The following is a 24,843-nucleotide window of genomic DNA, read 5'->3' as shown; positions in this document are numbered from 1 at the left end:
GATGAAGATCGAGCTTGGCACCGACCAGATCGCGTTCCGGGAACGCCTGCGCGCATGGCTGCCGCAAGCCTTGGCCGACCACCGCAGCGCCGCCGCCGCTGCCCACGATGAAGCTACGGCCTTCGCGACCGAGGTCGCGTGGGAACGCGCGTTGGCGCAGGCGGGGTTCGCCGGTCTTCACTGGCCCGAAGCCTACGGCGGGCAGGGCCTTGGCATCACCGAGCATTACCTTGCCATGGTCGAGCTCGGATCGGCCATGGCGCCCGAAGGCGCGAACAATATCGGGCGCGAACTGGTCGGCCCCATCATACTTGCCCGCGGCACCGAGGATCAGAAGCACCGGTTTATCCCCCGGATCGTCGCGTGCGACGAGATCTGGTGTCAGGGCTTTTCCGAACCGCAGGCAGGATCGGATCTGGCGGCCGTAGCTACCCGCGCCGTGCGGGATGGCGATGGCTGGCGTCTGAGCGGACAGAAGGTCTGGACCAGCTATGCCCAATATGCTGACTGGTGCATCCTGATCGCCCGCACCGATCCAGACGCGCCCAAGCACAAGGGCCTGACGCTGTTCCTGGTGCCAATGGACGCCGAGGGTCTGACCTGCCGTCCCATCCGCCAGATCACCGGCAAGCATACGTTCAACGAACTGTTCCTGGACGACGTGCGCGTCCCCGATGCGCAACGTCTGGGCCCCGTGAACGAGGGGTGGGGCGTCGCCCAGGGCGTGCTGGCGTTCGAGCGTGGAACGACGCGGCTTTACCGGCAGGCCCGCTTCGCCGCCGAACTCGACCTGATGATCGACCGTCTTCAGGATCGCGCCGATCCGGAACGGATCGGACGGCTGCATGCCGCGCTCGAGGTTCTGCGCGGCCACAACCTGCGCATCGTCAGCCGGGTCGCGGCCGGCCAGGCCATCGGCGCCGAGGCCAGCCTGCAGAAGATCGCGTGGTCCGAACTTCACATGGACATGCTGCGCGCGGCGCAGGAGATGGCCGGCGTGTCGTTCTATGCCGATCCCGACTGGGCCGACCTGCGCCACGCCTACCTGCAAGCGCAGGCCGAGACGGTCTATGCCGGCGCGTCCGAGGTGCAGCGGACCATCATCGCCGACCGCATTCTGAACCTGCCGCGCCAGCCGAGGGGGGACCGGGCATGACGATCGGGTTCCACGAGGACGAATTCGACACCATGCTAACGGACTCGGTCCGGCGCGCGCTGGACGCCGGGGCAGGGGCCGCGGCGCTGGGTGATCTGGGCCTGATCGGCCCGGTCGGCGGCGACCTGACGCTGGTGTCGGCGGCCATCGTCGCGCGCGAAGCGGCCCGGGCCGGAATTGGCTTTCCCGTTGCCGCAACGCTGTGCCATGCCACCCTGACGGGGCAGGCCGGAAAGCCCGAAACGCTGCGGGCCGTTCTGGCCATCCAAGACGAAGGCGGCGGCATACATGCGCCTTTGAATGGCGATCCGGTCGCGGTGCTTTTGCCGGAAGAGGGTGCGACGAGTCTTCTCGGCCCCGTTTCACCCGGACCGACCTCGGACCCGCTTGGGGATGGTGGCTGGGCTCAACTGGACCCCGCCACCGCAGAGACGCGCCAGATCGACCTGCGATGCATCGCCTGGACGCTGACCGCGGCCGAGATCCTGGGCGCGGCCGAGGCCCTTCTTGACGCCGCCGTCGTCCACCTGAGCGAACGGCAGCAGTTCGGCCGTAAGCTCGGCAGCTATCAGGCCCTGCGCCACCGCGCCGCGGACGACTGGGTGCGCCTTCAGGACATCCGTACCGCCGTCGACCTGGCCGCCGTTGCCCACGATCAGGACGCGCCCGAGGCCATCGACCTGGCCCGCATCGCGCTGGCCGTGGCCGCCGATCACGGGCCGATCGTGGCCGAAAACGCGATCCACGCCCATGGGGCGATGGGGTTCACATGGGACATGGGGCTGCACCATCGCCTGATCTCGATCCGCCAGAGGGCCGCGACCGGCGGGGGAGCCGCACGGCAGTTCGCCGCCATCGGGGCCGCCCGTCTGGCCTGCCGCAAGAAGGAGACCGCCGGCCATGGCCGAGCCTGAGTATCACGACGTCACGATCGAGGACCGGATCGCGGTCGTCACCATGAACCGCCCGCCGGTCAACGCCCAAAACCGCCGGATGCGCGAAGAGCTGATCGAGATCTTCGACGCCCTGTCCGACGACGAGCGTGTCGGCGTGGTGATCCTGCGCTCGGGCTGCAAGGCGTTCTCGGCCGGGGCCGACATTCGCGAACGGACGGGGATCGAGGCCAGCCGGGGCGACTACGTGCGCCACAACCGGCTGGCGCGCGAGTATTTCCATGCCGTCGCCGATTGCGAAAAACCGGTGATCGCCGCCGTGAACGGTGCGGCCATCGGCGCGGGCTTCGCGCTGATGCTGTCGGCGGACATCATGCTGGCCTCGGACGATGCGTGGTTCCAGATGCCCGAGGTCAACGTGGGCCTTGCGGGCGGGGCGGCATTCATCCTTGAACATTTCACCAAGTCCCGGTGCAGTGCGATGTATTACACCGGGCGGCGCTATCCGGCGTCGGAGCTGTATCGCCTTGGCGTGATCGAGGCGGTCGTGCCCGTGGACAAGCTAATGGACGAAGCCATGACCTATGCGCGCGAGATTGCCGCGAAAAGCCCGGTTGCGATCCAGTTCGCGAAGCGCGCCTTCGGGACGGTGCAGGAGATGCCAGTGCGCGACGCCTATCGCTACGAACAATCGCTGACCGTGGGCCTTTCGCGCACCGAGGACGCGAAAGAGGCGCAGCGCGCCTTCGTCGAAAAGCGGCAACCCGTATTCAAGGGACGCTGAGCCGATGCGCATCGTGATCCTGGACGATTATCAGGGCGTGGCCCGCGACATGGCCGATTGGCGGGCCCTGGAGGCCCGCGCCGATATCGAGGTCGAGCGGCGCTATATCGGCGACCGGGCTGCGATGGCCGACCGTCTTGCGGGGGTCGAGATCGTCGTCGCGATGCGCGAGCGGACCGTCTTCGACCGCGACATGCTGGGGTGCCTGCCCGATCTGAAGCTTCTGGTGACGACGGGGATGGTCAACGCGTCCATCGACCTGGATGCGGCCCGCGAACAGGGTGTGACCGTCTGCGGCACGTCGAGCGGCGGGCCGGACGCGGCCGAACTGGCCTTCGCGCTGATGATCGCCCTGGCGCGCCGGATCCCGCAGGAGGATCGCGCGCTGCGGAAGAATGGCGCGTGGCAGACGGGCCTGGGCATGACGCTGAACGGGAAGACGCTGGGCCTTCTGGGGTTCGGCAAACTGGGCAAACGCATGGCCGGGTTCGGCGCGGCCTTCGGCATGCGCGTTCAGGCCCTGTCGCGCAGCCTGACCGATGCCGACGCGGCAGACCACGGGGTGAAGCGGGCCGAAACCCTCGGCACGCTGCTGGAAACGTCGGATGTGCTCAGCATTCATGTGCCCCTGTCCAGGGCGACAGGCGGGCTGATCGGGGCGGACGGCCTGGAGCAGATGAAGCCGGGCGCGATCCTGGTAAACACCTCGCGCGGTCCCATCGTCGAGGAAAACGCCCTGATCGCAGCGCTCCGGTCCGGCCGGATCCAGGCGGGGCTGGACGTCTTCGCGACCGAGCCCCTGCCCGCGGATCATCCTTTCCTGCACCTGCCGAACGTGCTGGTCACGCCCCATATCGGGTATGTCACCGAAGACTCGTACCGGGTTTATTTCGGCGGCGCGGTCGAGGCGATCGCCGCCTGGCTGGACGGCGATCCGGTCCGCGTCCTGACGTGACCGGGTTTAGTGCGCGCCTGGCACGTCGGGTTTGGGCATGTCGAATAGCTCTCTCGTGACCTGGTAGTCCCAGTAGCCGCAGCGCGCGATGGTGCCCGCTTTGACCATGTCGAACTTGCCGTCGGTCAGCATGGCGTCGTCGATATGGATGCCCACGACCTCGCCCACAGCCATCAGGCGCTGACCCTTGTCGCCTTGCAGATCGGGCAGGTCGACCATCTGCGTCACCTTGCATTCCAATGCGGCGGCCACGCCCGCGATCCGCGGCGGCTTGACCAGCTTCGACGGCTCGGGCGTCAGGCCGGCCGGTCCGAACTCGTCCACGTCCGAGTCGAAATCGCGCGACGTCTCGTTCATCTGTTTTGCCAGGGCCATCGTGGCGAGGTTCACGACGAACTCGCCCGTGTCGCGCATGTTCGTGATGCTGTCCTTGATCCCTTCGGAGGACAACGCGACCATGGGCGGACGGCCTGCCACCGCGTTGAAGAAGCTGTAGGGTGCCAGGTTGACCAGGCCCGTGTCCGACAGGGTCGAGACCCAGCCGATAGGCCGCGGGGCGACGATGGCGCGAAACGGATCGTGGGGCAGACCGTGCCCGTTAGCCGGCTCGAAGAACATGGTGGTTTCCCTGTCAGTTCGGTTCGGCGCCATCAGACCTGCCCCGTGGGACGGACGAAAGGTGCTGTATCCGGGCAAGAACCTGTTTTCCGGAATACGGAACGATGCGGCAATGTCGTTTCAAAGCGCGACACACGGGCCAACAGCTCGGGATGCTAAATCATGTAATTAGCATATAAATCAATTACCTACATGCGCCCCGCCTAAGCCGGATCTCTGTGGCCCAGCCGTCCAGTACGGGCCGGCGCTGTCGGATCCGCGCCGTGGCGCGCGAATTGACGGGCTTTCCCCATATGGGGGATGCTCCTCCCAGCAGCACCTCAGAATCTCAACGCCCCGGGCTGCCGGGCGGACAGGATCCGCCGATCAAGGGAGGAAAGAATGAAAACGACCACACTGGCCGCCAGTCTCGTCGCGGCGGCAGTCTCTACCTGCGTGGCCGCCCCGTCGATGGCGCAGGATCTGCGCATGATCGTCAGCTGGCCCGAAACCAACGAGATGGCGTGGATGCCCGGCGCCCGCTTCAAGGAGAACCTCGAGGCCAAGGACACCGGCCTTTCGGTCACAATCAACGGCCCCGAAAGCGTTCCGCCGTTCGAACAGATCACGCCCACCAGCATGGGCGTCTTCGACATCATCTATACCTATCCCGCCTATCACTCGAAGGCGCTGACGGTGGTGGCGAACGCGATGACGCCCGAGCCGGAAAAGATCCGGTCCTCGGGCGTGTTCGACATGATCGACACGTATTTCCAGGACGAACATAACCTGAAGCTTCTGGCGAACGTCGCCGTGGGCTCGGCGGGGTATCACTGCTATCTGAGCGAGCCGCTGGACGGCGGAGAATGGCAGGGCCGCAAGCTGCGCGGTGTGTCGACCTATGTGCCGGTGATCGAGGCGTTGGGCGGCGCGGCGGTCAACACGCCCATGGGCGAGGTCTATGCCGGGATCGAACGCGGCGTCGTCGATGGCGCCTGCGCGCCGCAATCGGTCTATCGCGCCACCAAGCATTACGAGGTCGCGCCCTATCGCACCGAGCCGACTTTCGGGCAGCTGGTCTCCTACATCGCGATGAACCTCGATACCTGGAACGGGCTGACGGACGAGCAGAAGACCGCCGTGATGGAGGCCGCGCAGAAAACCGAAAGTGACACAATCCGCATCGGCGACGAGGTGATTGACGCGGATCTGGAGGCGATGGCCGCAGAAGGCGTCGAAGTGACCGAGCTGCCAGAGGCGCAGTTCGAGGCGGTCGAACAGGCCTATTACGACGGTGTCTGGGCACTGGCGGCCGAATGCTGCGGGGAAGAGCTGTCGGCCGAGATCCGCAGCGCCGCGCGCGATGCCGGCCTGACGGACTGAGGGGGTCCGGGTGACGCCAGCCCTGTCGCGCCTTGCGTCCGCGCATGATGCCGTCACCCGCGCCGGCTTCGGTTTGGCGCAGATCTGCCTTCTGGTCATCGTCGGGGCCTACAGCTTCGAGACGGTGTCGCGATACTTCTTCGCGGCGCCGACCTCGTGGTCGAACGAGGTGGTGGCCTATGCGCTGTGCATCGGCACGTTCCTTGCCCTGCCGGAAGTGACCCGGCAGGGAGGGCATATCTCGATCTCGATCCTGACGGACGTGCTACGCGGGGGCGTCCGCAGGACCGTCACCCGGGTCATCGCGGGCGTGGCCGGGATCGTCTGCCTCTATGTCGGGTGGGTTCTTCTGGATGGCAATATCTCTCAGGTCGCGCGGAGCGAGATGCTGACCCGCATCACGCCGATCCCGAAGATCTGGATTTCGGCCTGGATCACCTACGGCTTTCTGGGCGCAAGCCTGCACTTCCTGCGGCAGGCCGCGGGCGAAACGGGCGCCGCACCGTGATCGAATGGTACGTCTTCCTGTCGGTCAGCCTCAGCGTGTTGCTGGTCCTGTTCCTCAGCGGCCCGCCGCTGTTCGTGTCGTTCCTTTTGGTCAATCTGGGCACGGTGCTGATGCTGCTGGGCGAGCGGGGCCTGATCCTCGTCGCCAACTCGATCTTCGACAGTGCCAATATCGCCAGCCTTTCCGCGATTCCGCTGTTCATCCTGATGGGCGAGATCCTGACGCGCTCGGGCTCGGTCGAGAACCTGTTTCGCGCGATGGACGGGCTGATCGGGCGCGTGCCGGGGCGGCAATACGTGCTGACGGTCGCAATCTCGGTCATCTTCGGCGCGCTTTCGGGGGCCGCGATGGCGGTCGCGGCGATGCTGGGGCGGTCGCTGTACCCGACGATGATCGACCGCGGCTATGACCGGGGGCTGTCCATCGGCACGATCCTGGCGGGGGCGTCCTTGGCGCCGATCATCCCGCCCTCGGTCCTGATCGTCGTGATCGCCACGCTGGCCGACGTGTCGGTCGGGCGTTTGCTGATCGCGGGTGTGGGGCCGGGGCTGGTCGCCGCCGTTCTGATCCTGCTGTATATCGCCCTGCGCGTCTCCCGCCGGGAAAAATCGGCGCCAGAGGTTCCCGACACGGCGCGGCGCGGATGGCGAGAGATCGTGCGCTCCATCGGGCTGCTGTTGCCGTTCTCGATCATCATCTTCGCGGTCATGGGCCTGATCCTGCTGGGCGTCGCCACCCCGTCCGAGGCCGCCGCCTCGGGCGTTCTGGGATCGGTGCTGGTCGCGGCGATCTATGGCAGGTTCTCTCTGCGGATGATTCGGGAAAGCGTGTCCAGCGCGATGCTGATCACCGCGATGATCATGGTCATCGTCGCAAGTTCAAACCTGTTCGGGCAGATGCTGGGGCTGACCGGCGCGACTCGGGGGCTGATCGACTGGGGCGGGGCGCTGGCCGACAATCCTTGCGTGCTGCTGACGCTGCTTCTGGCCATCGTCTTCGTGCTGTGCATGTTCATCGACCAGATCGCTCTGATGCTGATCCTGGTCCCCATCTACAAACCCCTGGTCGAGGCGGCTGGCTTCGATCCGATCTGGTTCTGGTTGCTGGTGCTTCTGAACCTGTCGGTCGGAGGGATCACGCCGCCCTTCGGCTATACGATGTTCGCGTTCAAGGCGACGGCCCCGGAGATCGGCCTGGGCCCCATCTACCGGGCCGCGTGGCCGTTCGTCGGCGTCTTCATCGTCCTGATGGCGGTGGTCGTGGCGGTTCCGGGCATTGCAACCTGGCTGCCCACGGCCATGAACTGAAGGTGGGTGCGATGACGGTCCTGGCATATGAACGAATGGGGCAGGGCGCCCCGCTGGTCTGTCTTCATCCCATCGGGCTGGACCGGACGTGCTGGGCCGAACTGTCCGAACGCCTGACCGGCAGCTATCAACTGGTCTGCGTCGATCTGGCCGGACACGGTGCGTCGCCGGACCGCCACGCGGATCAGACTGTGGAGGACGACGCCGCGCTGGTCTTGAACCTGTTGGCAGATCTCGACCTTGGGCCGGTGCCGGTGCCGGTGCCGGTGCCGGTGATCGGTGTCTCGTTCGGCGGGATGGTCGCCCAAGCGCTGGCGGTCAACCATCCCGAACAGGTCGCTGCCCTGATCTGCTGTGCCTGTCCGCCCGGCATCTTGGAACAGAACCGCCCCAGCCTGGCCGCACGCGGCACCCCCGCGCTGGAAGGCGGGATGGAAGCAATTGTCGAGACCACGATGGCCCGATGGTTCACCGACAGCTTCCGCGACACCGCCCCGGCGCGGACCGTGCGCCAGCGGCTTATGGCGGATGATCCGAAAAACTATGCGGCCGCGTGGCAGACGATCTCTCGCTTCGATCTGCGCGACCGGCTTGGCGGGGTCACGTGCCCCGCGCTCTGCCTTGCCGGCGGGGCCGATCCGGCAACCCCGCGCGCCGCGATGGAAGCGTTGTCGGATACCATTCCGGGCGCACGGCTGAAGGTGATCGACGGCGCGCCGCACATGCTGCACATCGAAACGGCCGACGCCGTTGCCGCCGAGATCCGCGCGTTCCTGGAACCGGAGGCCGATCGATCCGGCCAGTGACAGGCTATATCTTCAAAGCCTGTAATCGGTATTATGATAATCAAGGACCGGCCACGCGGTGCCGGTTGTCGTTTAGCCCGTGCGCTTGGAAAACGTGATTGGAAGCGTCTTCAGAGGCAGCGTCAGGAAGTTCGGGTGATGGATCGGCTCCTCCAGCGGATGCGCCAGCTGGATGTCTTCGAGTCGGTTCAGGACGGCAAGGATCCCCTCCGAGATCTCGGCTTTGGCCAGGATCGCGCCGATGCAGAAATGCGGTCCCGCCCCGAAGGCCAGATGCTGACCCGCGTTCTTGCGCTGCATGTCGAAAGCGTGCGGGCATTCGAACTTTTCGGCGTCCCGGTTGGCCGCGCCGTAGCGGACGATGACGACGGAATCCTTCGGGATCAGCGTCCCGGCAAGTTCGACGTCCCGGGTGGTGCGCCGCCGCAGACCCTGGGTGGGGCTTTCATAGCGTATGACCTCGTCCACGAAACCGCGGATCAGGCTTTCGTCGGCCCGAAGCGCGTTCATCTGGTCGGGGTTCAGGATCAGCTGGCGCAACGCATGGCCGATGGTGGTGGTGGTCGACTCGAACCCGCCCGCGATCAGCTGCGCCATGATCGACTGAAGCTCGCCCATGGTCAGGGGGTCCTCGCCCTCCTGATGGGAATGGACCAGTTTCGAGATCAGGTCGTCCCGCGGCGCCTTGCGGCGATCCTCGAACACGTCGCGCAGGAAATGCTGGGCCTCAAGCTCGATATCCGCATTCGCGCGAAGCTCGTCCCGGGACATGACATAGGATGCCGGGGCCAGCAGCGCATTGGCCCATTTGCGGAAAGTCGAAACCTCGTCCGCGTTCAGCCCCATCTGTTCTGCCAGGATGACACCGGGCAGCTGAACGGCGAAATCCTCGATGAACTCGCACGAGCCGTTATCCGCGAAGGTATCGATCAACCGGTTCGCGACGCTTTGGATATGCGGGGTCAGGTCGCGCACGGTCTTGACGGTGAACACCCGGTCGACCAGCTTGCGATACCGCGTGTGGGCGGGTGCATCGGTGCGCTGCAGGGTCGCGATATGGGGCCATCCGTGCTGTTGCAGGTAATCGTGCAGGAATGCCGCGTTTTCCGGTCCCTGCAACGAGGCCCGATCGACTTCGTTGGAATAGGTTTTCGGGTCCGTCAGCACGGCGCGCAGATCGGTATATCGCGTGACGATGAAAAACCCCGTTTCGGGCATCCTGTAGATCCCCGGCATCTCGCGAATGACGTCATAGGCGTCGAACGGATCGCTTTGCGTCATCGGGTCAAGAAGGCTGATCTCGGCCTGGTCTTTCGTCTGATGGTCCATGCTGGGCCCCCATTTCGCGTCGCACAATTGCTCCAGTCATAAAAACACACAATAATGCCTTGTGTATACAACGAACGGCCTCATAATGGGCGATGCAGGGCAACCTGCCGCGGGTCACGGGCGGGCAACGCAGGCCCGGTGCCCGATACATAACCGGGAGGACACCATGAAAAGAGTGATATTGAAGACGGCACTTGCCATCGTCGCCACGACCGCGGCCGCCCAGGCGGAGGACTACAAGATCGTGATCCTGCAATCGCAGACCGGCGCGGCCGCATTCATCGGCGCGCCGCTGTCGGAAGGCGCGCGGCTTGCAGCGGACGAACTGAACGAGGCCGGGTTCTTCGGCGAGGGAAACAAGCTGGTCTACGAGGCGGCAGACGACGCCACGGACCGCACGCAGACCATGTCGCTGATGACCCGCTATACCGCCGATCCCGACGTGCTGACGATCATGGGGCCGACCAGCAGCGCCGTCGCCGGCAGTGCGGCCCAGATGGCGCAGGAACGCGAAACCCATCTTTTTGCGACCGGCAACAGCACCGAGGTTCTGGACGCCGGGAAATGGGGGTCGATCTTCACGCAGCCCTATTACGTGACGACCCCCGCGATCGGCGACTACGCCATCGAGACGCTGGGCGTCACGAAATGCGTCACGATCGGCATCAAGGAAGTCGAAGCCTACGTCGCTCTGACCCGCGATTTCGAGGAATACATGACCGAAAATGGCGTCGAACTGCTGAGTAGCGAGGGCGTTTCGGTCAATGACAGCGATTTTTCGTCGCTCGCCACCAAGCTGGCAGGCGGGGATCAGGATTGCATCTATATCAGCGCGCCGGGGGCGCAGGGCGGGAACATCGTCCTTCAGCTCAAGCAGGCCGGACTTGATCCTTCCGTCAAGATCATGGGGCACACGGCCTTTGCCTCTGCCGCCTACGTGGAAAAAGGCGGCGGCGCCGTCGAAGGCACCTACCTGATGAGCGACTGGGTTCCCGGCGGATCGAGCGAGATGGGCAAAGAGTTCGCCGCCCATTACCAGGAGACGTATGGCAAGGAAGCCGACAACTGGGCGGCCATCGGCTATTCCGCGATGCACGTCCTGGCGAATGCGATGAAGGCGGCAGGCCCCAACCCGACGCGGGAAAGCTTCAACGCCGCCGTCAACGATGTGCGCGACGTCGAGATCGTCATCGGCGACCTGAGCTTCAGCTATGACGACGAGCGCGTGCCGCATTACGGGATGAACGTCCTGACGGTCGAGGACGGAGAATTCGTTCTGGCCCCGAAATAAGCAGGGACGTGCCTGTGCGTGAAACTGAACAGCCCTCCGGACACGCGTTCGGGGGGCTGTTTCATGTCCCGGGCACGGTGTTGGGTGTCCGGCCAAAATCGCCAAGCCCCAGAACCTTGAATGACGTATTGCATACTTAGCGATAGATCTTGTGTATTGACTTGCGGATGCAATCACACAAAGGTCGGCTGAAGCGCGTGGGGAACACCGATGACCTGCGGCGATCGACAGGGGCAAGGGAGGGGAATCTTGCCATGGCCGATCGAACGGACAAGCCGCGCCGACGCCGCCGTGCGGAAATTTGCGACTGACATACGCTTGAAATCACGTGCTCAAACTTTCGGGAGGGAAGAATGAATATGAAAACGGGAAAGTGGACGATGTCCGGCTGCTCAGGGCTTGCCCTCGCCGGGATGGTTCTGGGCGCGGTTGCCGCAGGGCCGGTGGTCGCGAAGGACCTGCGCTATGCCGTCGGTTTGCCGGAAAGCAGCTATAATTTCGATGCGGCGGTCGCATTCTCGGAAGAACTGGCCGAGACCACCGATCTCGACGTGAAGGTTTTCGGGATGTCCCTGCTCGGGCTGAACGAGATTCCGGGGGGCATTCGCGACGGGCTTGCCGATATCGGATATACGCTGTTTCCGTATTTCCCGGCTGAGTTTTCGGAGCTGAACCTGCCGGCCAACCTGTCGATGCTGGCCACCTCGGGGACCCCGGCGCAGAATGCCGGGCCCGCGATGATCGGCGCGTCGATGGAATACATCATGCTGAACTGCCCCGATTGCCAGGAGCAGCTGAAAAGCCTGAACACGGTGTATCTCAGTGGCGGGGCCGCGGTGGATTACGGGCTGGTCTGCAACACCCCCGTCCGCAGCATCGAGGATATCGCCGGCAAGCGGGTCCGCACCGGCACGCCCGACATGGGGCGTTTCATCGAATATTACGGCGGCACGCAGGTCGCCCTGTCGGGCAATGAAATCTACGACGCCCTCAGCACCGGCAACGTCGATTGCTCGACCAACTCGCCCGAGAACCTGACCGGGTTGCGGTATATCGAGGTGGTCGACTCGATCACCCACCTGATGCCCGGCAGCATGTTCTCGGGGCTGGGAACGGCCAACATGAATCGCGACACCTGGGCGGGATTGACCGAGGACGAGCGCCGCGCCGTGATGGAAGCCGGCGGCCGGCTTGCCCTGAACGCGTGGGAGATCCTCAAGGAGCGCAACGAGGCCGGGCTTGCCGCGATGGAAGACGAGGGCAAGGAGGTCATCCAGATCTCGGAAGACGACAAGGCGAAGATCACCGCGTTCGTCGAACAGGATTACCCCGTCGTCACGGCTCAGTTCGCCGAACAGTACGGCCTGGAGAACGTCGAGGCGAAGGCCGAGATGATCAAGGGTCTGGTCGAAAAGTGGAAGGGCCTGACGAACGAGGTGGACGGCGCCGACATACAGGCGTTCTCGGACCTGTACGTCCAGGAGATCTATTCGAAGATCGACACCTCGACCTACGGGCTTGAGTGATTGCAGCGGCGGGGGCGTGCGACAGCGCCCCCCGCCCGTCACCCGGTAACGACCGCCCGGCTTGAGACCGGGACGTTCCCCGCGCCGCAATCCCGCAAAATGATCCGCCCGCCACGGCTTCCGTCGTGCCCGTAGGGGGTCTGTCCCAGAGGTCCTGACTTATGCGATTCATCGTATCCCTCATCGACCCGGCAACCTTCGTCCTGGCGATCGTCGCCGGGCTGGCCGTCGTCGCGATGATGGTTCAGGTCAGCCTGGACGTCGTCATGGACGTCCTGTTCGGCACGCCGGTCCCGGCCACGCTGACGCTGGTGGCGGGCTATTACATGCCCCTCATCACCTTCCTTCCACTCGCCTTCGTCGAGCGTCTTGAGAGCCACATCTCGGTCGAGGTGATGACCCAGTTCTTTCCGGCGCGGGGTCAGAAGCACCTCCACGGCTGGATCTTCCTGTTTTGCTGCATCGTCTGCGGAATGCTGACCTATGCCACCTGGATCGAGGCGGTCGACAAGTTCCACATCGGGTCGTTCAGCATTGAACGCGGCATCAAGATCGTGAACTGGCCGGTCCGGTTCGCGGCACCGGCGGGCTATGGCCTTCTGTGCCTGTTGTTCCTGTTGAAATTCATCGCCTACCTCGCGGGTGCCAGCATGCATCCCGATACGCGTAACCGATTGGATATCTTCAAAAACGACGGCGGGCCGAACGAATGACCAATGTCGAGATCGGTCTGACCGGGCTTGCGGTTCTCATCATCCTGATCGGCCTGCGGGTGCCGATTGCTATCGCGCTGTTCTCGGTCCCGTTTGCCGGCATCTATGCGATGTTCGGCTGGCGCCCCGCGCTTGGCGCGCTGAAGGTCATTCCCTACGATTTCGCGGCCAGCTGGGAGCTGAGCTCGATCCCGATGTTCCTGCTCATGGGGTATCTGGCCTATCACACCGGCATCACGGCAGGGCTGTTCGATGCGGCGCGCGTCTGGCTGGCGCGATTGCCGGGCGGCCTGGCCATCGCCAGCATCTTCGGCGCGTCGGGCTTTGCGGCCGTGACCGGATCGTCGGTCGCGACGGCCGCTGCGATGGGCAAGATCGCGGTGCCCGAAATGCAGCGCCACGGCTACGACCCGCGGCTGTCCACGGGAACGGTCGCCGCCGCCGGGACGATCGGTGCGCTGATCCCGCCCAGCATCCTGCTGATCCTGTACGGCATCATCGCCGAGGTGCCGATCAACAAGCTGTTCCTCGGCGGGGCCGGTGTCGGGCTGTTGTCCGCGTTCGCCTATGTCCTTGTCGTCATCATCTGGGTCAAACTCAGGCCCGACGTTGCCCCGCGGTCGGACGAATCCCACACGATGCGCGAGCGGCTGACCATGCTGCGCAAGGTCCTGCCCGCCCTTCTGCTGGCCTTCATGGTGTTCGGGGGGCTGTTCGCGGGTCTGTTCACCCCGACCGAGGCCGGGGCCGTCGGGGCGGCGCTTTGCACGCTGATCGCGGCCGGACAGCGCAAGCTTACCATGCGAAACTTCCGGATTTCGGTCGGGGAAGCCTTCGCCACGACCTCGGCGCTTTTGTTCATCGTCATCGGGGCCAATCTGCTGGCCCGGTTCGTCGCCCTCAGCGGGGTGGACGCCTATATCGCGGACGTCGTCGCGGCCGTCAGCTCGTCGACGGTGCTGTTCCTTCTGGGGATCGTGACGATCTATCTGGTGCTGGGCATGTTCTTGGAGCCGACGGGCGCGATGATCATCACGCTGCCGATCGTGCTGCCCGTGGCGTCGACTCTGGGGGTGAACGAGCTGTGGTTCGGCATTTTCCTGGCCAAGATCCTCGAGGTCGGGATGATCACGCCGCCCATCGGGCTGAACGTGTTCGTCCTGAAAAACGTCGTGGACCGATCCATCTCGCTTGGCACGATCTTCAAGGGAACGACGTGGTTTCTGGTCGCCGATATGCTCGTCCTCGTGACCATCGTCCTCGTGCCCGCCTTCGTGCTGCTTCTGCCGGGACTGCTGTGATCCCGTGAACCAAAGGGTGTTGCCATGAAAACCACCGTCTTTTCCGCGACCGGAGACCAGGGACTGGCCCAAGTGCAGGCCCTGATCGCGGCAGGCCACGATGTGACCGCAGTCTCGCGCCGGCCCCAGGCGTCGGAGCTGCCCGAAACGGTCAAACGGCAACCGGCGGATTACGCGGATCACGACAGCCTGCTCAAGGCTGTAGAGGGGGCCGAGGCGATCCTTCTGAACCTGCCTTCGACCTCGTTCCAGGCAGCCGAGCCGCTGATCGAGGCGACGCGGGTGATCGCGGCGGCGGCCGCAAATTCTCCGACTCTCAAGACGCTCGTGTTCAACACCAGCATGCCCGTGCCCGACATTCGCATGGACATCGCGGCCCAGGACGCCCGGCTGGAGATGCGCGAGATCCTGTTGGCCTCGGGCGCGCCGGTGATCGTCATCCAGCCGGTCGTCTATCTGGACAACCTTTTGAAAGCCTGGGCCTGGCCCCAGATCGACCGCGAGAACCTGATCCATTATCCGCATAGCGAAACGCTGGACGTCTGCTGGATCTGCCATGCCGATCTGGCCAAGCTCATGGTTGCGGCGGCGGAACGCCCCGCCCTTGCCGGGCGGGTCTTGGCGGTCGGCGGCCCCGAGGCCATTCGCGGGCCGGATCTTGCGCGCAGGCTTGGCGCGGTCTGGGACCGGCCGCTTCGGTTTCAAAGCATGCCGCCGGAAACCTGCGGCGAGGTCATGGCCTCCGTTTTCAAGAGCACCGCCTCCCTGGACAGCGAGACGCTGGCGCGCGAGATGACGCGCAAATACGTCTGGTACAACGACCCCGACGACCGCCCGTTTTACGTCGATATGGGCCCCGTCCTGAAAGAGCTTCCGGTTTCCCTCACACCGCTGGAGGATTGGGCCGCGCAGCAAGTTCTGCCGATATCGGCATGAGGGGCTGCTCCCGGGTTACCGGGTCTCACGCACCCGGAACGCACGGTGCGAGAACCGCCAGATTCCGTCGCGCTGGCGAAACGTGTCGTCGTATTCACCCAGCTGCGTGCGGGACTCACCGGCCGTCGTGGTCAGATACTCGATCGTGTAGACCTGGGCCGACGCCGTGTCGCCCGACATGTCGATACGGCCGATATGCGAAAAGAAATGAACGGCCGCATAGCCGTCCATCGCCGTCTCCCACGCGCTCAGGATGTCTGCGGTCCCCCGGATTTCGTGATCCCGGATCGACCAGACGGCATCCTCGTCCCAGCAGGCAATCCACGATGCCTTGTCCCGCCGGTTCACGGCATCCCCATATGCGCCGATCCGTTCGAGGATCGCGAGTTTTTCCGTGTCCATGTCTGCCCCCTGACCGCGCGAAGAGCGCGCCGGCTTCGTATACCCCAACTAGTCCCGGCTTATACACCCAACCAGTGCCCAATCTCCATCGCCGGCACTGCCAGCCTTGACCCCTAAAGGAGGACGCTTCTTGGAACGGCTCTCTCTACATCCCCTGACGGCGGTGCGCTCGACCCCGTCCGAGTTCCTCGATATCGCCGCGCGCCTGTCCTGCCCGACGGTCTCGTTCTTCGTCCATGCGGGCCGCAGCGCCTGCCGGCATGTGGAAACGGTGGCCGAGGCGCGGGACCTGCGGCGGCAGGCGGCGTCGCTGGGTGTGGGGGTTTGCAGCCTCGACGTGTTCTCGATCGGTGAAGCGGCACTTCCCGACAGTTTCGACGAAGCGCTGGACATCGGCGCGGCGCTTGGCGGCCAGCGGGTCACCGTGACGATCGGCGATCCGGACCTGTCGCGCGCCCGGGACCGGTTCGACGTCTTTTGCGGCATGGCCGCCGCGCGCGATCTGCAGGTTCATGTCGAGTTTCACGCCTTCGGCACGTTGAACACCCTGGCCCAGACGCGGGATTTCGTGGCCTCGGCAACGGCGCCTGCGACGATCAGTGCGGACGTGCTTCACTTCTACCGCAACGAGGGGGGCCTGGACTCCCTTGTTGGCGGCGACACGGGACCGATCGGCCACGGGCAGCTGTGCGACGGCCCCCTGGACCGGCCCCGGGCGGACTGGCTGGACGAGGCGATTAGCGACCGGCGGTTGCCCGGCGAAGGCGATTTCGACATAGTCACCTTCCTGCGCGCCCTGCCCCCCACCGTGACCATCGATATCGAGGCGCCGACCCGCGCCCATCCCGGCGCCACCGATTTCGAGCTGTGCGAACGCGCCCTTGCCGGCGCCCGGTCGGTCATTGCGCTGGCGTTCGATGACACCCCGCGCGAGCCGTCGACATGACCCCCGTGCAGCCCGACAAGCGCGTCACCCTGATCGAGAAGCGCCGCGACATGACCGATGCGGCGTTTCACGCCCACTGGTCCGGCCCGCATGCCGAGATCGCGCGCGATCTGCCCGGCCTTGTCTGGTACGTCCAGAACCACGTGCGCCGCGTCCTGTGGACGTCGCCGGGCCAAAGCGCCCCCTACCTTGGCATCGCCGAGATCGCGTTCGACACCCCGGGTGCCATTTTCGACCGGATCGATGGATGGGCGCGCGTGGACGAACTGCGCGAAGACGAGGGGCGCTTCCTGTCTGCCCGATACGGCTGCTGGACCCATGCGGGCGATCTTGCGATCCCCCCCGCACAACGCCGCATCGTGGTGCAGGTCAATCGCCCCGCCACGGAAGACCAGGCCGCGCGGGGCCGGCTGGCAAGCCTGGCGGAACGTATCGGCGCCACCCTGCCCTGCCATGTGGAGGATTGCGTCGGTCCGCCGGCCGATGATCTGGGCGACCCGCCCGGTGCCTTCCTGTTCATCGAGCTTCCGGAACGCGGCGACATCGACCAGACCCTGACGCTGCTTCTCGACGGGCTTGCGGATCTGCACGCGCGTGGCGTCAGTGCCACGGCCTATCTGGTCCACGCCGAGGCCAAGCGCCTTCCCATCGACCTTGCCATCCCGACCGGATGACGCAAGCCGCCGCCCCCAAGGTCGGAGAGACCCTTCCCGCCGGCCGGTTCGACCTGACCGCGGCGCGTGACGACCTCGTGCGGCGGATGTCGGACGCACCCGCGCGGTCGGACCAAAGGGCACATCCGATCTTTGCCTTCGTGGGCGCGCTTGGCGGGCTGCCCCTACCCATCGCGGATCTGAGCACCGGGCTGGGACTTGCCTTCGCGGACGGGCCCGTTCTGGCACGGTGCCAGATCGACGCCACCCGACCGCTCGAGGTGGGGCGCTGCTATACCGTCACCGCCCGCATCCTGGACATTCAGCGCAAGCCAAGCCGTCGCTTCGGGCAGGCCGATCATCTGCATCTTGCGATCACATTGTCTGACGGCGCCCCGTTCACCGAGACGCGCCTTCACATCATCTTCCCGGCGACGGAGACCCCATGACCCGATTTCCCGATACCGCCCACGGCCCGATCTCGGCCGATGACATGGCCCTGTGGTGCGACCTGTTGGCAGACGACAACCAGATACACCTTTCGCGCGATGCCGCCGCCGCCGCCGGGTTCGGGCCCAACCGGGTGAACCCCGGTCCGGCGAACCTGGCCTACCTGATCAGCGCGATGATGGCGGCCGATCCGGACGGCGACGTCAGCCGGATCGACGCGCAATTCCTTGGGAATGTCGTGGAGGGCGACACCGTGATCGCCCGCGATGAAGGCGATCACGCCGCGCTCTACCGCGCCGGGGATGACCTGCCCGTGGTCAAGGTTCGGAGATAGCGCAATGACCGATCCAATCGCCCAGGCCGCGCAGACGACCGTCTATCCGCTGATCGCAATGCGGGCGCGAACGACGCCAGACAAACTTGCCCTGATTGACGGGGCGACCGATCTGACCTTTCACCAGCTTGTCCAGCGGATCGACCGATGCGCCGCCGGTCTTGCCGCCCGGGGGTTGGTGCGGGGCGAGCGGGTGGTCGTCATCTCGGAAAATTCCCTCGACTATGTCGTTCTGGGACTGGCCGGGGCGAAGCTGGGCTTGATGACCGCCTGTCAGAACACGCGGCTGTCCCCGGCAGAGCTGGATTACTGCACCACCCTGGTCGAGCCGTCCCTGATCGTGGCCTCGGCGCGTCAAATGGACGTGGCGCGCGGCCTGACGGCGGGCGTTGAGGTGACCGGCTTCGACAGCCTGGCGGCGGACGGCGACACGACCTGCGCGGCCGGGCCGGAAGACGGGCTGTTCATCATCTATACGTCAGGCACCACCGGCCGTCCGAAGGCGGCCGTGATCAGCCACCGCGCCCAGCTGGCACGGATGAGCACGCTGCGCCTGGACCTCGGGATCCTGCCCGGGGACGGCTATGTGTCGTGGGCGCCAATGTATCATATCGGCGGCACGGAGCATCTGGTCTCGACCCTCATGTCAGGCGCGCCCGGCTATGTGGTCGACGGGTTCGACGCGGATGCGATCATCGACGCGCTGGAACGTTTCCCGGTCGGGTGGCTGCTGTTGGTCCCGGCCACGATCGAGCCGCTGATCGACCGCCTCGAAGTCCGCAAGCCGACGATCCGGGGCGTGCGCGCGGTGGGGTGCATGGCGGATCTTGTCCCCTCGGACGTGATCGCGAAGATCACCCGTCTGGTGGGCGCGCCGTACCTGGATTCCTTCGGCGCGACCGAAACCGGAATGGGCCCGCTTTCAAGCCATCTGATCCCGGTCGGGGACCGCCCCACGGAATTCGTCAAACGCTTGTCGAGCCTGACGGAACTGCGCCTGTGCGATCCTCAAGGCCGCGACGTGCCGGACGGAGAGGCGGGCGAAGCCTGGGTGCGCGGCCCCACGGTGTTCTCCGGGTACTGGAACAACGCCGCGGTCAACCAGAAGGACTTTGCCGAGGGCTGGTTCCACATGGGCGACATGTTCCGCCGCGAGGGCGATGGATACGTGTTCGTCGGCCGGTCGAAATACCTCATCAAATCAGGCGGCGAGAACATCTATCCCGCCGAGATCGAGCGTGTGCTTCTGTCCGACCCGCGCGTGGCCGACGCAATCGTCGTGCGCAAGCCGGACCCGAAATGGGGCGAGGTGCCCGTCGCCGTGATCGCGCGCGCCGCGGACCTGGACGAGGCGGCGGTGATCGCGCTCTGCCGCGCCGAACTGGCCAGCTACAAGCGCCCCAAGGCGGTCATCTTCGTCGAGATGGACGCCCTGCCCCGGTCGGTCAGCGGAAAGATCCTGCGCGAAGAGGTGGAAAAGCTGGTCTAGGGATCACCGCCCAAGGGTCTGCCGCATCCGGTCCATCGTCTCGGGACGCGCGGCCATCCGCAGGACCGCGTCGCGTTCCAGGGCGTGCATGGCGGTCTCGGCCATCGGCTGCGCGGGAGCGCCCTTTGCGCCACCCGTCAGAACAGCGGCAAGGTCTTCGGCGATCTGGAACGTCGCTTCGTCGATCCGGCCTTCTTCATGGGCGGCCCGTGCCGAGGCAAGCGCGGCGTTCAACCCCGCCGGTCCCGAGACATTCAGAAACGCCGGTCCGGGGGCGGTGTAGCCGTCGCGCGCCATGGTCCGCGCGATCTGGCAGGCCACGGTTTCGACGTCGTCCCCGTGCATGACGATTTCATCCTCGGCTCGCAGCAATCCGAGCGTCCGCGCCTCCATGGCCGAACTGGCGACGGGGCCGGGAAGCACGGTGTCCATGACGCGCGCTGCGATGGAGCCCGGATCGGCCGCGCTGTCCGAAAACCGGGCGAGCAGGCGCGTGCAACCGCCCCAGCCGGGCAGAATGCCAAGCCGCGTTTCGGGCAGGCCCATCTTGGCCTCGGCATGCGCGACGACCCGGTCGCTGTGCAGCGTCATCTCGCACCCGCCGCCCAGGCAAAGACCCCGGACCGCCGACACGACGGGGATCGGGGCCGTGCGCAGGGCCGAAAAGACCGATTGTCCGCGGGACAGGAACGTATCCAACGCGGCCGGATCCTTGGCCAATTCCATGAAGCTGGCTAGGTCGGCCCCGGCCGACAGGGCCTTGGGCGACGCCGGTGCAAGGACAAGCGCGGTCAGATCGGTGCGCGACAGCGCGGACTCGAACGCATCGAAGACATCCGGTGCGAACACCCCCATCTTCGTGGTGACGCGCAGAATGCCCAGCCCGTCGCCCGCGTCCTCGAGCCTGGCGGCACTGTTGCCAGCAAGGACGGCAGGCGCGGCCGGGGCGGTGTCGTCGGTCCGCGCGATGGGTGTCCCCGACAGGTCGATGCGCGGGGCGTCGCCCTCGTAGAAGCCCCCTGCCCCGGCCGCGGCGTCCAGCAGGGCCGGCACGGCCGATCCTTCTGCTTTCATCCGTTGCACGATTTCGGCGACACCGACGCGATCCGCCTGCCGGAACGGGCCTTCGCGCCATCCGTATCCCAGCGCGACGGCGGTATCGATCCCCGGCAGGTCATGGCCAATCTCCGGGGCGACCGACGCGGTATACGTGATCAGGTTGCGCAGGACCGACCACGCATAGTCGCCCATTTTGCCGCCCGCCGCGATCAGGGCCGCAAGGTCGCGCCCGTTGCCCGGGAGGTCGGGGGCCTTGTGCTGCGGACGATACGCGTGGGTGGTCAGGTCCAGCGCCTCGCGCAATTTGTCCTCGGCCTTGCGATAGAAGCCGCCGCCGGACTTGCGCCCGAACCGCCCGGCCGTCTGCATCTTTTGCGACAGCTCGGATGCGTTCAGGTCGAACGCGTGTGCCCCGTCGTCCTGAGGCAGGGATTTGATGAGGCTGCCCCAGACCAGCGGGATCAGGTCGATCCCGATCAGGTCCAGAAGACCGAAGACGCCGGTGCGCGGAACCCCGAATGCCGAGATCACGGCATCCGCTTCTTCCACGGTCAGACCCTGCCGGTCCGCTTCCAGGACGGCCATCGCGATCCAGTAGCAGCCGATCCGGTTCGCGATGAAGCCGGGGGTGTCGCGGCAGGCCACCACGGTCTTGCCGAGGATGCGATGTCCGGCGTCCCAGGCGCGCTGCACGCTGGCCGGGTCCGAGTTCGGCCCCTCGACCACCTCGAGCAGTTGCATGTGGCGCGGCGGGTTGAAGAAGTGGCTGATCACGTAGTCCCGATCGAAGCCGTCCGGCAACCCGTCGACCAACGTGCCGCGCAAAAGCGTCGACGTGTTCGAGGACACGGTGCTGCCGGGTCGGCGATGAGCTTCGAGCCGGCGGTAGAGGTCGCGCTTGAGGTCTAGATCCTCGATGATCGCTTCCACGATCCAGTCGGCCCCGGCGACCCTGTCCAAGTGATCTTCTGTATTGCCCGGCACGACCAGATCGGCCGCCTGTGGCGCCATGAACCCGCCCGCCGTCAACTGACGGGCGATCCCGGCTTCGGCGGGGCCGTTCCGGTCGTCCTTGCCGGGAATGTCGATCAGGTCCACCGGTATGCCCGCATTCGCGAACTGCGCCGCGATGCCGCTTCCCATCGCCCCGGCGCCGATGACGGCGGCCCGTTTCACGCCTGCCGTGTCCGCGCCGAATGCAGGTTTGCGATCCGTTGTTGCGTCACCATCGCGGCCTTGGGTCATTCTGTGTCCGTCCATTTTATTCATCGTGTCTGTGGGATTGGCGCGCTTGCCGGGGCGGGGTCAGCCCCTTCCAGCACCTTTGCGAGCCATTAGGGCGCGCGTGGCATCGACCAGCTTTTGCGCACGTTCCACCGGGCCCATGCCGGCCTTTTCCAGGCGCTTCATCGGGATTTCCATGTCCAGAGGCGTCCCGTCCGGCAAAGCGTTCAGAAAATCGAGAAGCGGAAACCCGCCTTCAGACGGGATGCCGCGATCCTCGACCGCTTCGGCGAACGGGTTCTTCGGGGCGTCCAGCGGCCCGTCGCAAACCTGCGCGGCACCGATCAGTGCCGGATCCACGGCGGCCAGATCGGCCACGGTTCCGCCCGTGCGAAACAGATGCAGCGGATCGACCAGCAGGCTGAGGTTGTCATGCCCGATCCGGGTCAGAAGATCGCTGCCCGCGCCGATCGACCGGCATTCGGAGAACTTCATGAACTCAATACTGACCGCGATCCCGCGGGACGCCGCCGCTGTGGCAAGCGCGCCCATGCGATCGTCCACCCGGCCCGTGTCGCTGTCCTGGACCAGGGCCGTCAGGCGCTTGGCCCCGATCTCGGCCCCGAGGTCCAGCGCCGATGAAAACTGGGCCACATCGGTCTCGGGGCCGATCGAGAACACCTCGATATTGTGGACCCCGACCCCGTTCTCGGAACAGGCGGACCGGAAGGCGGCGGCCGTCCCGCGTTCGACCTTCGGGAAAATGTCGAGATCCGGGGACGGCGGCGTGACGAAGACCGACACGGTATCCACCCCGACCGAGGCCGCGATGCCGGGAAGATCGACCGGCGCGACATCGCGCAGGCTGAGTTGATGAAGGGCAAGTCGGTGCATGGATCAGGCGCCGAGATAGCTGTCGATCACGGCCTTGTTGCCCGCGATCTCGGCGCTCTTGCCCTCGAACGAGATCGTTCCGCGATCGAGGACATAGGCCCGGCTGGTGGCCGCCAACGCCCGATGCGCGTTCTGTTCGACCAGCAGGACGGTCAGCCCCTCGGCATTCAGCTTCTTCAGCGCGTCGAACACCTGATCCGTGATCAGCGGCGACAATCCCAGCGACGGCTCGTCCAGCAACAGAAGATGCGGACCGCCCATAAGCGCACGGCCAATGGCCAGCATCTGCTGCTGACCGCCCGACAAGGTGCCCGCGATCTGGTCGCGACGCTCTTCCAGCACGGGAAACAGCTCATAGACGTGATCCAGCGTATACATCGCCTTACGCTTTCCCCGGGCGATCAGGCCGACCTGAAGGTTCTCGAAAACGCTCATGTCCGACAGGATCTGGCGCCCTTCCGGCACGTGCAGCAAACCCTGACGTGCGACCGCATAAGGCGACATCCCGCGGGTATCGCGTCCTTCGAACGCAATCTCGCCCGACTTGCGTTTCACCACGTTGGACAGGGCATTCAGCAGGGTCGACTTGCCGGCCCCGTTGGACCCGATCAGCGCGACCATCTCGCCTTCCTCGATATAGAGCGAGACGCCCCGCAAGGCGTTCACACCGCCATAGGCGACATGCAGATCGTTGATCTTGAGTTTGGTCATGTCACTGCCCCCCCGATGTTCCGATATACGCGGCGACCACCTGCGGGTCGCGAATGACCTCTTCCGGTGTGCCCGATGCGATCATGCGCCCGCTGTCCAGAACGTAGACCTGTTTGCACAGCCGGGTGACGAAGCCGACATTATGCTCGATCAGCAAAAGCGCCATGCCGCTTGCGGCAAGCTCCTTGAAGATCGTGGCCAGCTCCTCGCTTTCGACGTCGTTCATGCCCGCCACAGGCTCGTCCAGCAGGACGATATCAGGCTCGGCCGCGATGGCGCGCATCATCTCGACGCGCCGCTGGTGGCCGTAGGCCAGGTTTCCGGCCTCGAACTCGGCGTAGTCCTCCATGCGGAAGCGGCGCAATAGATCCCAGGTCTTGGCCTCGAACCGTTTCGTGTCCCGGCGCGCCGAGGGCAGCCCGAGAAGCTGGCTGAGGATGGACGCCTCCTCACGCCTGTGAAAGCCGATCAGGACGTTTTCCAGAACCGACGCCTCGGGCAGAAGGCGGATGTTCTGGAACGTGCGCGCCACGCCTTTCCGCGCCACGATATCGGCCCGGTCGGTCGCAAGGCTGGTGCCGTCGACGGTGATGTCCCCATGGGTCAGCGACAGCACGCCGGAGATCATGTTGACGACCGTGGACTTGCCAGCGCCGTTGGGTCCGATCAGCCCGGTGATTTCACCCGGGCGGACCTCCATCGTGACCTGGTCGACGGCCTTCAGGCCGCCGAAGTGCTTGGCCACGTTCTCAAGATGAAGTGACGGCATCGCGGGCCTCCTTTTTCTTGGCCGCCGCCTGATGGCGGGCCTGTTTCCGTCTGCGGAACCAGAACACGATCTCGTCGCCCACCCCGTTGGGCAGGAAGGTGATGACGAGGATCAGGATGATGCCGTTCACGGCCTGCCGGTTTTCGGCCAGGGGGCGCGCGATTTCGGGCAGCAGCGCCATGATCAGCGCACCCATGATCGGTCCCAGCAGGGTCGTCCGGCCACCCAGGATCACGACCGTAAGGATATTGACGATGAAGGCGAACCCGTAGTTATGCGGCTCGATCTGGAAGGTATAAACCCGGCTTATTCATCCAAATCGGTTGGGGAAGGTTGCGTGCGCCTGAAAGCGCCGTAGAATCAAGCTGCTACACCGCAATCCGCCAGCAGCTTCGGACGCACGCATGGGTGAAACTCTACGGTCGGT

26 protein-coding genes are annotated in these 24,843 nt (G+C 65.4%); 18 read left to right on the top strand and 8 right to left on the bottom strand.

Annotated elements, in window-relative coordinates:
- Position 1 precedes the first annotated feature (1 nt).
- Genes PAA8504_RS16065 through PAA8504_RS16050 form a run of 4 tightly spaced genes read left to right on the top strand, consistent with a single transcriptional unit; the run spans position 2 to position 3,788 of the window.
- Positions 2-1,156 carry an acyl-CoA dehydrogenase family protein gene (locus tag PAA8504_RS16065; RefSeq protein ID WP_108895224.1) on the top strand — a complete coding sequence of 385 codons (1,155 nt, stop codon included), beginning with the start codon at positions 2-4 and terminating at the stop codon, positions 1,154-1,156.
- A complete protein-coding gene (locus PAA8504_RS16060; RefSeq protein ID WP_108895223.1) occupies positions 1,153-2,070 on the top strand; it encodes an acyl-CoA dehydrogenase family protein in 918 nt (305 codons plus the stop codon). Before PAA8504_RS16065 ends, PAA8504_RS16060 begins: the two co-directional genes overlap by 4 nt.
- Positions 2,057-2,833 (top strand): enoyl-CoA hydratase/isomerase family protein, encoded by a 777-nt coding sequence (locus PAA8504_RS16055; RefSeq protein WP_108895222.1) that lies wholly within the window; start codon positions 2,057-2,059, stop codon positions 2,831-2,833. The genes PAA8504_RS16060 and PAA8504_RS16055 overlap by 14 nt, the downstream gene beginning before the upstream one ends.
- Before the next feature lie 4 nt (positions 2,834-2,837).
- Positions 2,838-3,788 carry a D-2-hydroxyacid dehydrogenase family protein gene (locus PAA8504_RS16050; protein WP_108895221.1) on the top strand — a complete coding sequence of 317 codons (951 nt, stop codon included), beginning with the start codon at positions 2,838-2,840 and terminating at the stop codon, positions 3,786-3,788.
- Between the two features lie 6 nt (positions 3,789-3,794).
- Here the strand turns inward: PAA8504_RS16050 and PAA8504_RS16045 are convergent, their stop codons facing one another.
- Positions 3,795-4,406, bottom strand: a complete 612-nt coding sequence (locus tag PAA8504_RS16045; RefSeq protein WP_108895220.1) for a flavin reductase family protein — start codon at positions 4,404-4,406, stop codon at positions 3,795-3,797.
- A gap of 381 nt (positions 4,407-4,787) precedes the next feature.
- On the opposite strand from PAA8504_RS16045, the gene dctP reads away from it, so the two are divergent.
- The 4 genes from dctP to PAA8504_RS16025 are packed head-to-tail and all read left to right on the top strand — an operon-like array spanning position 4,788 to position 8,389.
- Complete coding sequence (gene dctP / locus PAA8504_RS16040) at positions 4,788-5,768, top strand: TRAP transporter substrate-binding protein DctP (RefSeq protein WP_181375829.1); 981 nt, start codon at positions 4,788-4,790, stop codon at positions 5,766-5,768.
- Positions 5,769-5,778: 10 nt separating this feature from the next.
- Positions 5,779-6,276, top strand: coding sequence for a TRAP transporter small permease (locus PAA8504_RS16035; protein ID WP_108895218.1), 498 nt, complete (start codon positions 5,779-5,781; stop codon positions 6,274-6,276).
- Positions 6,273-7,583 (top strand): TRAP transporter large permease, encoded by a 1,311-nt coding sequence (locus tag PAA8504_RS16030; RefSeq protein WP_219928934.1) that lies wholly within the window; start codon positions 6,273-6,275, stop codon positions 7,581-7,583. Before PAA8504_RS16035 ends, PAA8504_RS16030 begins: the two co-directional genes overlap by 4 nt.
- Positions 7,584-7,594: 11 nt before the next feature.
- Positions 7,595-8,389 carry an alpha/beta fold hydrolase gene (locus PAA8504_RS16025; protein WP_108895217.1) on the top strand — a complete coding sequence of 265 codons (795 nt, stop codon included), beginning with the start codon at positions 7,595-7,597 and terminating at the stop codon, positions 8,387-8,389.
- Between the two features lie 72 nt (positions 8,390-8,461).
- Here PAA8504_RS16025 and PAA8504_RS16020 read toward each other — a convergent pair whose 3' ends face one another.
- Complete coding sequence (locus PAA8504_RS16020) at positions 8,462-9,718, bottom strand: cytochrome P450 (protein ID WP_108895216.1); 1,257 nt, start codon at positions 9,716-9,718, stop codon at positions 8,462-8,464.
- A 166-nt stretch (positions 9,719-9,884) separates the two neighbouring features.
- Here PAA8504_RS16020 and PAA8504_RS16015 point away from each other — a divergent pair, with 166 nt between their 5' ends.
- From PAA8504_RS16015 to PAA8504_RS15995, 5 genes are all read left to right on the top strand, one after another.
- Entirely contained in the window at positions 9,885-11,009 is a 1,125-nt protein-coding gene (locus tag PAA8504_RS16015; protein ID WP_181375828.1) for an ABC transporter substrate-binding protein, read from the top strand.
- Positions 11,010-11,362: 353 nt separating this feature from the next.
- Positions 11,363-12,535, top strand: a complete 1,173-nt coding sequence (locus PAA8504_RS16010) for a C4-dicarboxylate TRAP transporter substrate-binding protein (RefSeq protein ID WP_108895214.1) — start codon at positions 11,363-11,365, stop codon at positions 12,533-12,535.
- Between the two features lie 161 nt (positions 12,536-12,696).
- Complete coding sequence (locus PAA8504_RS16005) at positions 12,697-13,248, top strand: TRAP transporter small permease (RefSeq protein WP_108895213.1); 552 nt, start codon at positions 12,697-12,699, stop codon at positions 13,246-13,248.
- A complete protein-coding gene (locus tag PAA8504_RS16000) occupies positions 13,245-14,549 on the top strand; it encodes a TRAP transporter large permease (RefSeq protein WP_108895212.1) in 1,305 nt (434 codons plus the stop codon). The genes PAA8504_RS16005 and PAA8504_RS16000 overlap by 4 nt, the downstream gene beginning before the upstream one ends.
- Before the next feature lie 24 nt (positions 14,550-14,573).
- Positions 14,574-15,485, top strand: a complete 912-nt coding sequence (locus tag PAA8504_RS15995; RefSeq protein WP_108895211.1) for an SDR family oxidoreductase — start codon at positions 14,574-14,576, stop codon at positions 15,483-15,485.
- A 15-nt stretch (positions 15,486-15,500) separates the two neighbouring features.
- On the opposite strand, the gene PAA8504_RS15990 is transcribed toward PAA8504_RS15995, so the two are convergent.
- Positions 15,501-15,887 (bottom strand): nuclear transport factor 2 family protein, encoded by a 387-nt coding sequence (locus PAA8504_RS15990; protein WP_108895210.1) that lies wholly within the window; start codon positions 15,885-15,887, stop codon positions 15,501-15,503.
- Between the two features lie 130 nt (positions 15,888-16,017).
- Between PAA8504_RS15990 and PAA8504_RS15985 the strand changes: the two genes are divergently transcribed.
- From PAA8504_RS15985 to PAA8504_RS15965, 5 genes are read left to right on the top strand one after another with little or no spacing between them, the layout of a single operon-like run.
- A complete protein-coding gene (locus tag PAA8504_RS15985; RefSeq protein ID WP_181375827.1) occupies positions 16,018-16,833 on the top strand; it encodes a sugar phosphate isomerase/epimerase family protein in 816 nt (271 codons plus the stop codon).
- Positions 16,830-17,507, top strand: a complete 678-nt coding sequence (locus tag PAA8504_RS15980; protein ID WP_108895208.1) for an EthD domain-containing protein — start codon at positions 16,830-16,832, stop codon at positions 17,505-17,507. The genes PAA8504_RS15985 and PAA8504_RS15980 overlap by 4 nt, the downstream gene beginning before the upstream one ends.
- Complete coding sequence (locus PAA8504_RS15975; RefSeq protein ID WP_108895207.1) at positions 17,504-17,935, top strand: hypothetical protein; 432 nt, start codon at positions 17,504-17,506, stop codon at positions 17,933-17,935. Before PAA8504_RS15980 ends, PAA8504_RS15975 begins: the two co-directional genes overlap by 4 nt.
- A complete protein-coding gene (locus PAA8504_RS15970; RefSeq protein WP_108895206.1) occupies positions 17,932-18,270 on the top strand; it encodes a MaoC family dehydratase in 339 nt (112 codons plus the stop codon). The genes PAA8504_RS15975 and PAA8504_RS15970 overlap by 4 nt, the downstream gene beginning before the upstream one ends.
- 4 nt (positions 18,271-18,274) lie before the next feature.
- Positions 18,275-19,759 (top strand): class I adenylate-forming enzyme family protein, encoded by a 1,485-nt coding sequence (locus tag PAA8504_RS15965; protein ID WP_108895205.1) that lies wholly within the window; start codon positions 18,275-18,277, stop codon positions 19,757-19,759.
- Between the two features lie 3 nt (positions 19,760-19,762).
- Here PAA8504_RS15965 and PAA8504_RS15960 read toward each other — a convergent pair whose 3' ends face one another.
- The 5 genes from PAA8504_RS15960 to PAA8504_RS15940 are packed head-to-tail and all read right to left on the bottom strand — an operon-like array spanning position 19,763 to position 24,702.
- A complete protein-coding gene (locus tag PAA8504_RS15960; protein WP_181375826.1) occupies positions 19,763-22,078 on the bottom strand; it encodes a 3-hydroxyacyl-CoA dehydrogenase/enoyl-CoA hydratase family protein in 2,316 nt (771 codons plus the stop codon).
- Between the two features lie 45 nt (positions 22,079-22,123).
- Positions 22,124-22,936, bottom strand: coding sequence for a sugar phosphate isomerase/epimerase family protein (locus tag PAA8504_RS15955; RefSeq protein WP_108895203.1), 813 nt, complete (start codon positions 22,934-22,936; stop codon positions 22,124-22,126).
- 3 nt (positions 22,937-22,939) lie between these two features.
- Positions 22,940-23,647: an ABC transporter ATP-binding protein gene (locus PAA8504_RS15950; protein ID WP_108895202.1), complete on the bottom strand. Its 708-nt coding sequence runs from the start codon at positions 23,645-23,647 to the stop codon at positions 22,940-22,942.
- 1 nt (position 23,648) lies between these two features.
- Positions 23,649-24,416, bottom strand: coding sequence for an ABC transporter ATP-binding protein (locus PAA8504_RS15945; protein WP_108895201.1), 768 nt, complete (start codon positions 24,414-24,416; stop codon positions 23,649-23,651).
- The gene (locus PAA8504_RS15940; protein ID WP_281259961.1) at positions 24,397-24,702 is read right to left on the bottom strand and encodes an ABC transporter permease subunit; all 306 of its coding nucleotides are present in this window, start codon (positions 24,700-24,702) and stop codon (positions 24,397-24,399) included. Before PAA8504_RS15940 ends, PAA8504_RS15945 begins: the two co-directional genes overlap by 20 nt.
- Between the last annotated feature and the right edge of the window lie 141 nt (positions 24,703-24,843).

It is taken from the genome of Palleronia abyssalis, assembly GCF_900302445.1.
GTDB lineage: Bacteria > Pseudomonadota > Alphaproteobacteria > Rhodobacterales > Rhodobacteraceae > Palleronia > Palleronia abyssalis.
This window is presented reverse-complemented; position numbering and strand designations above follow the sequence as displayed.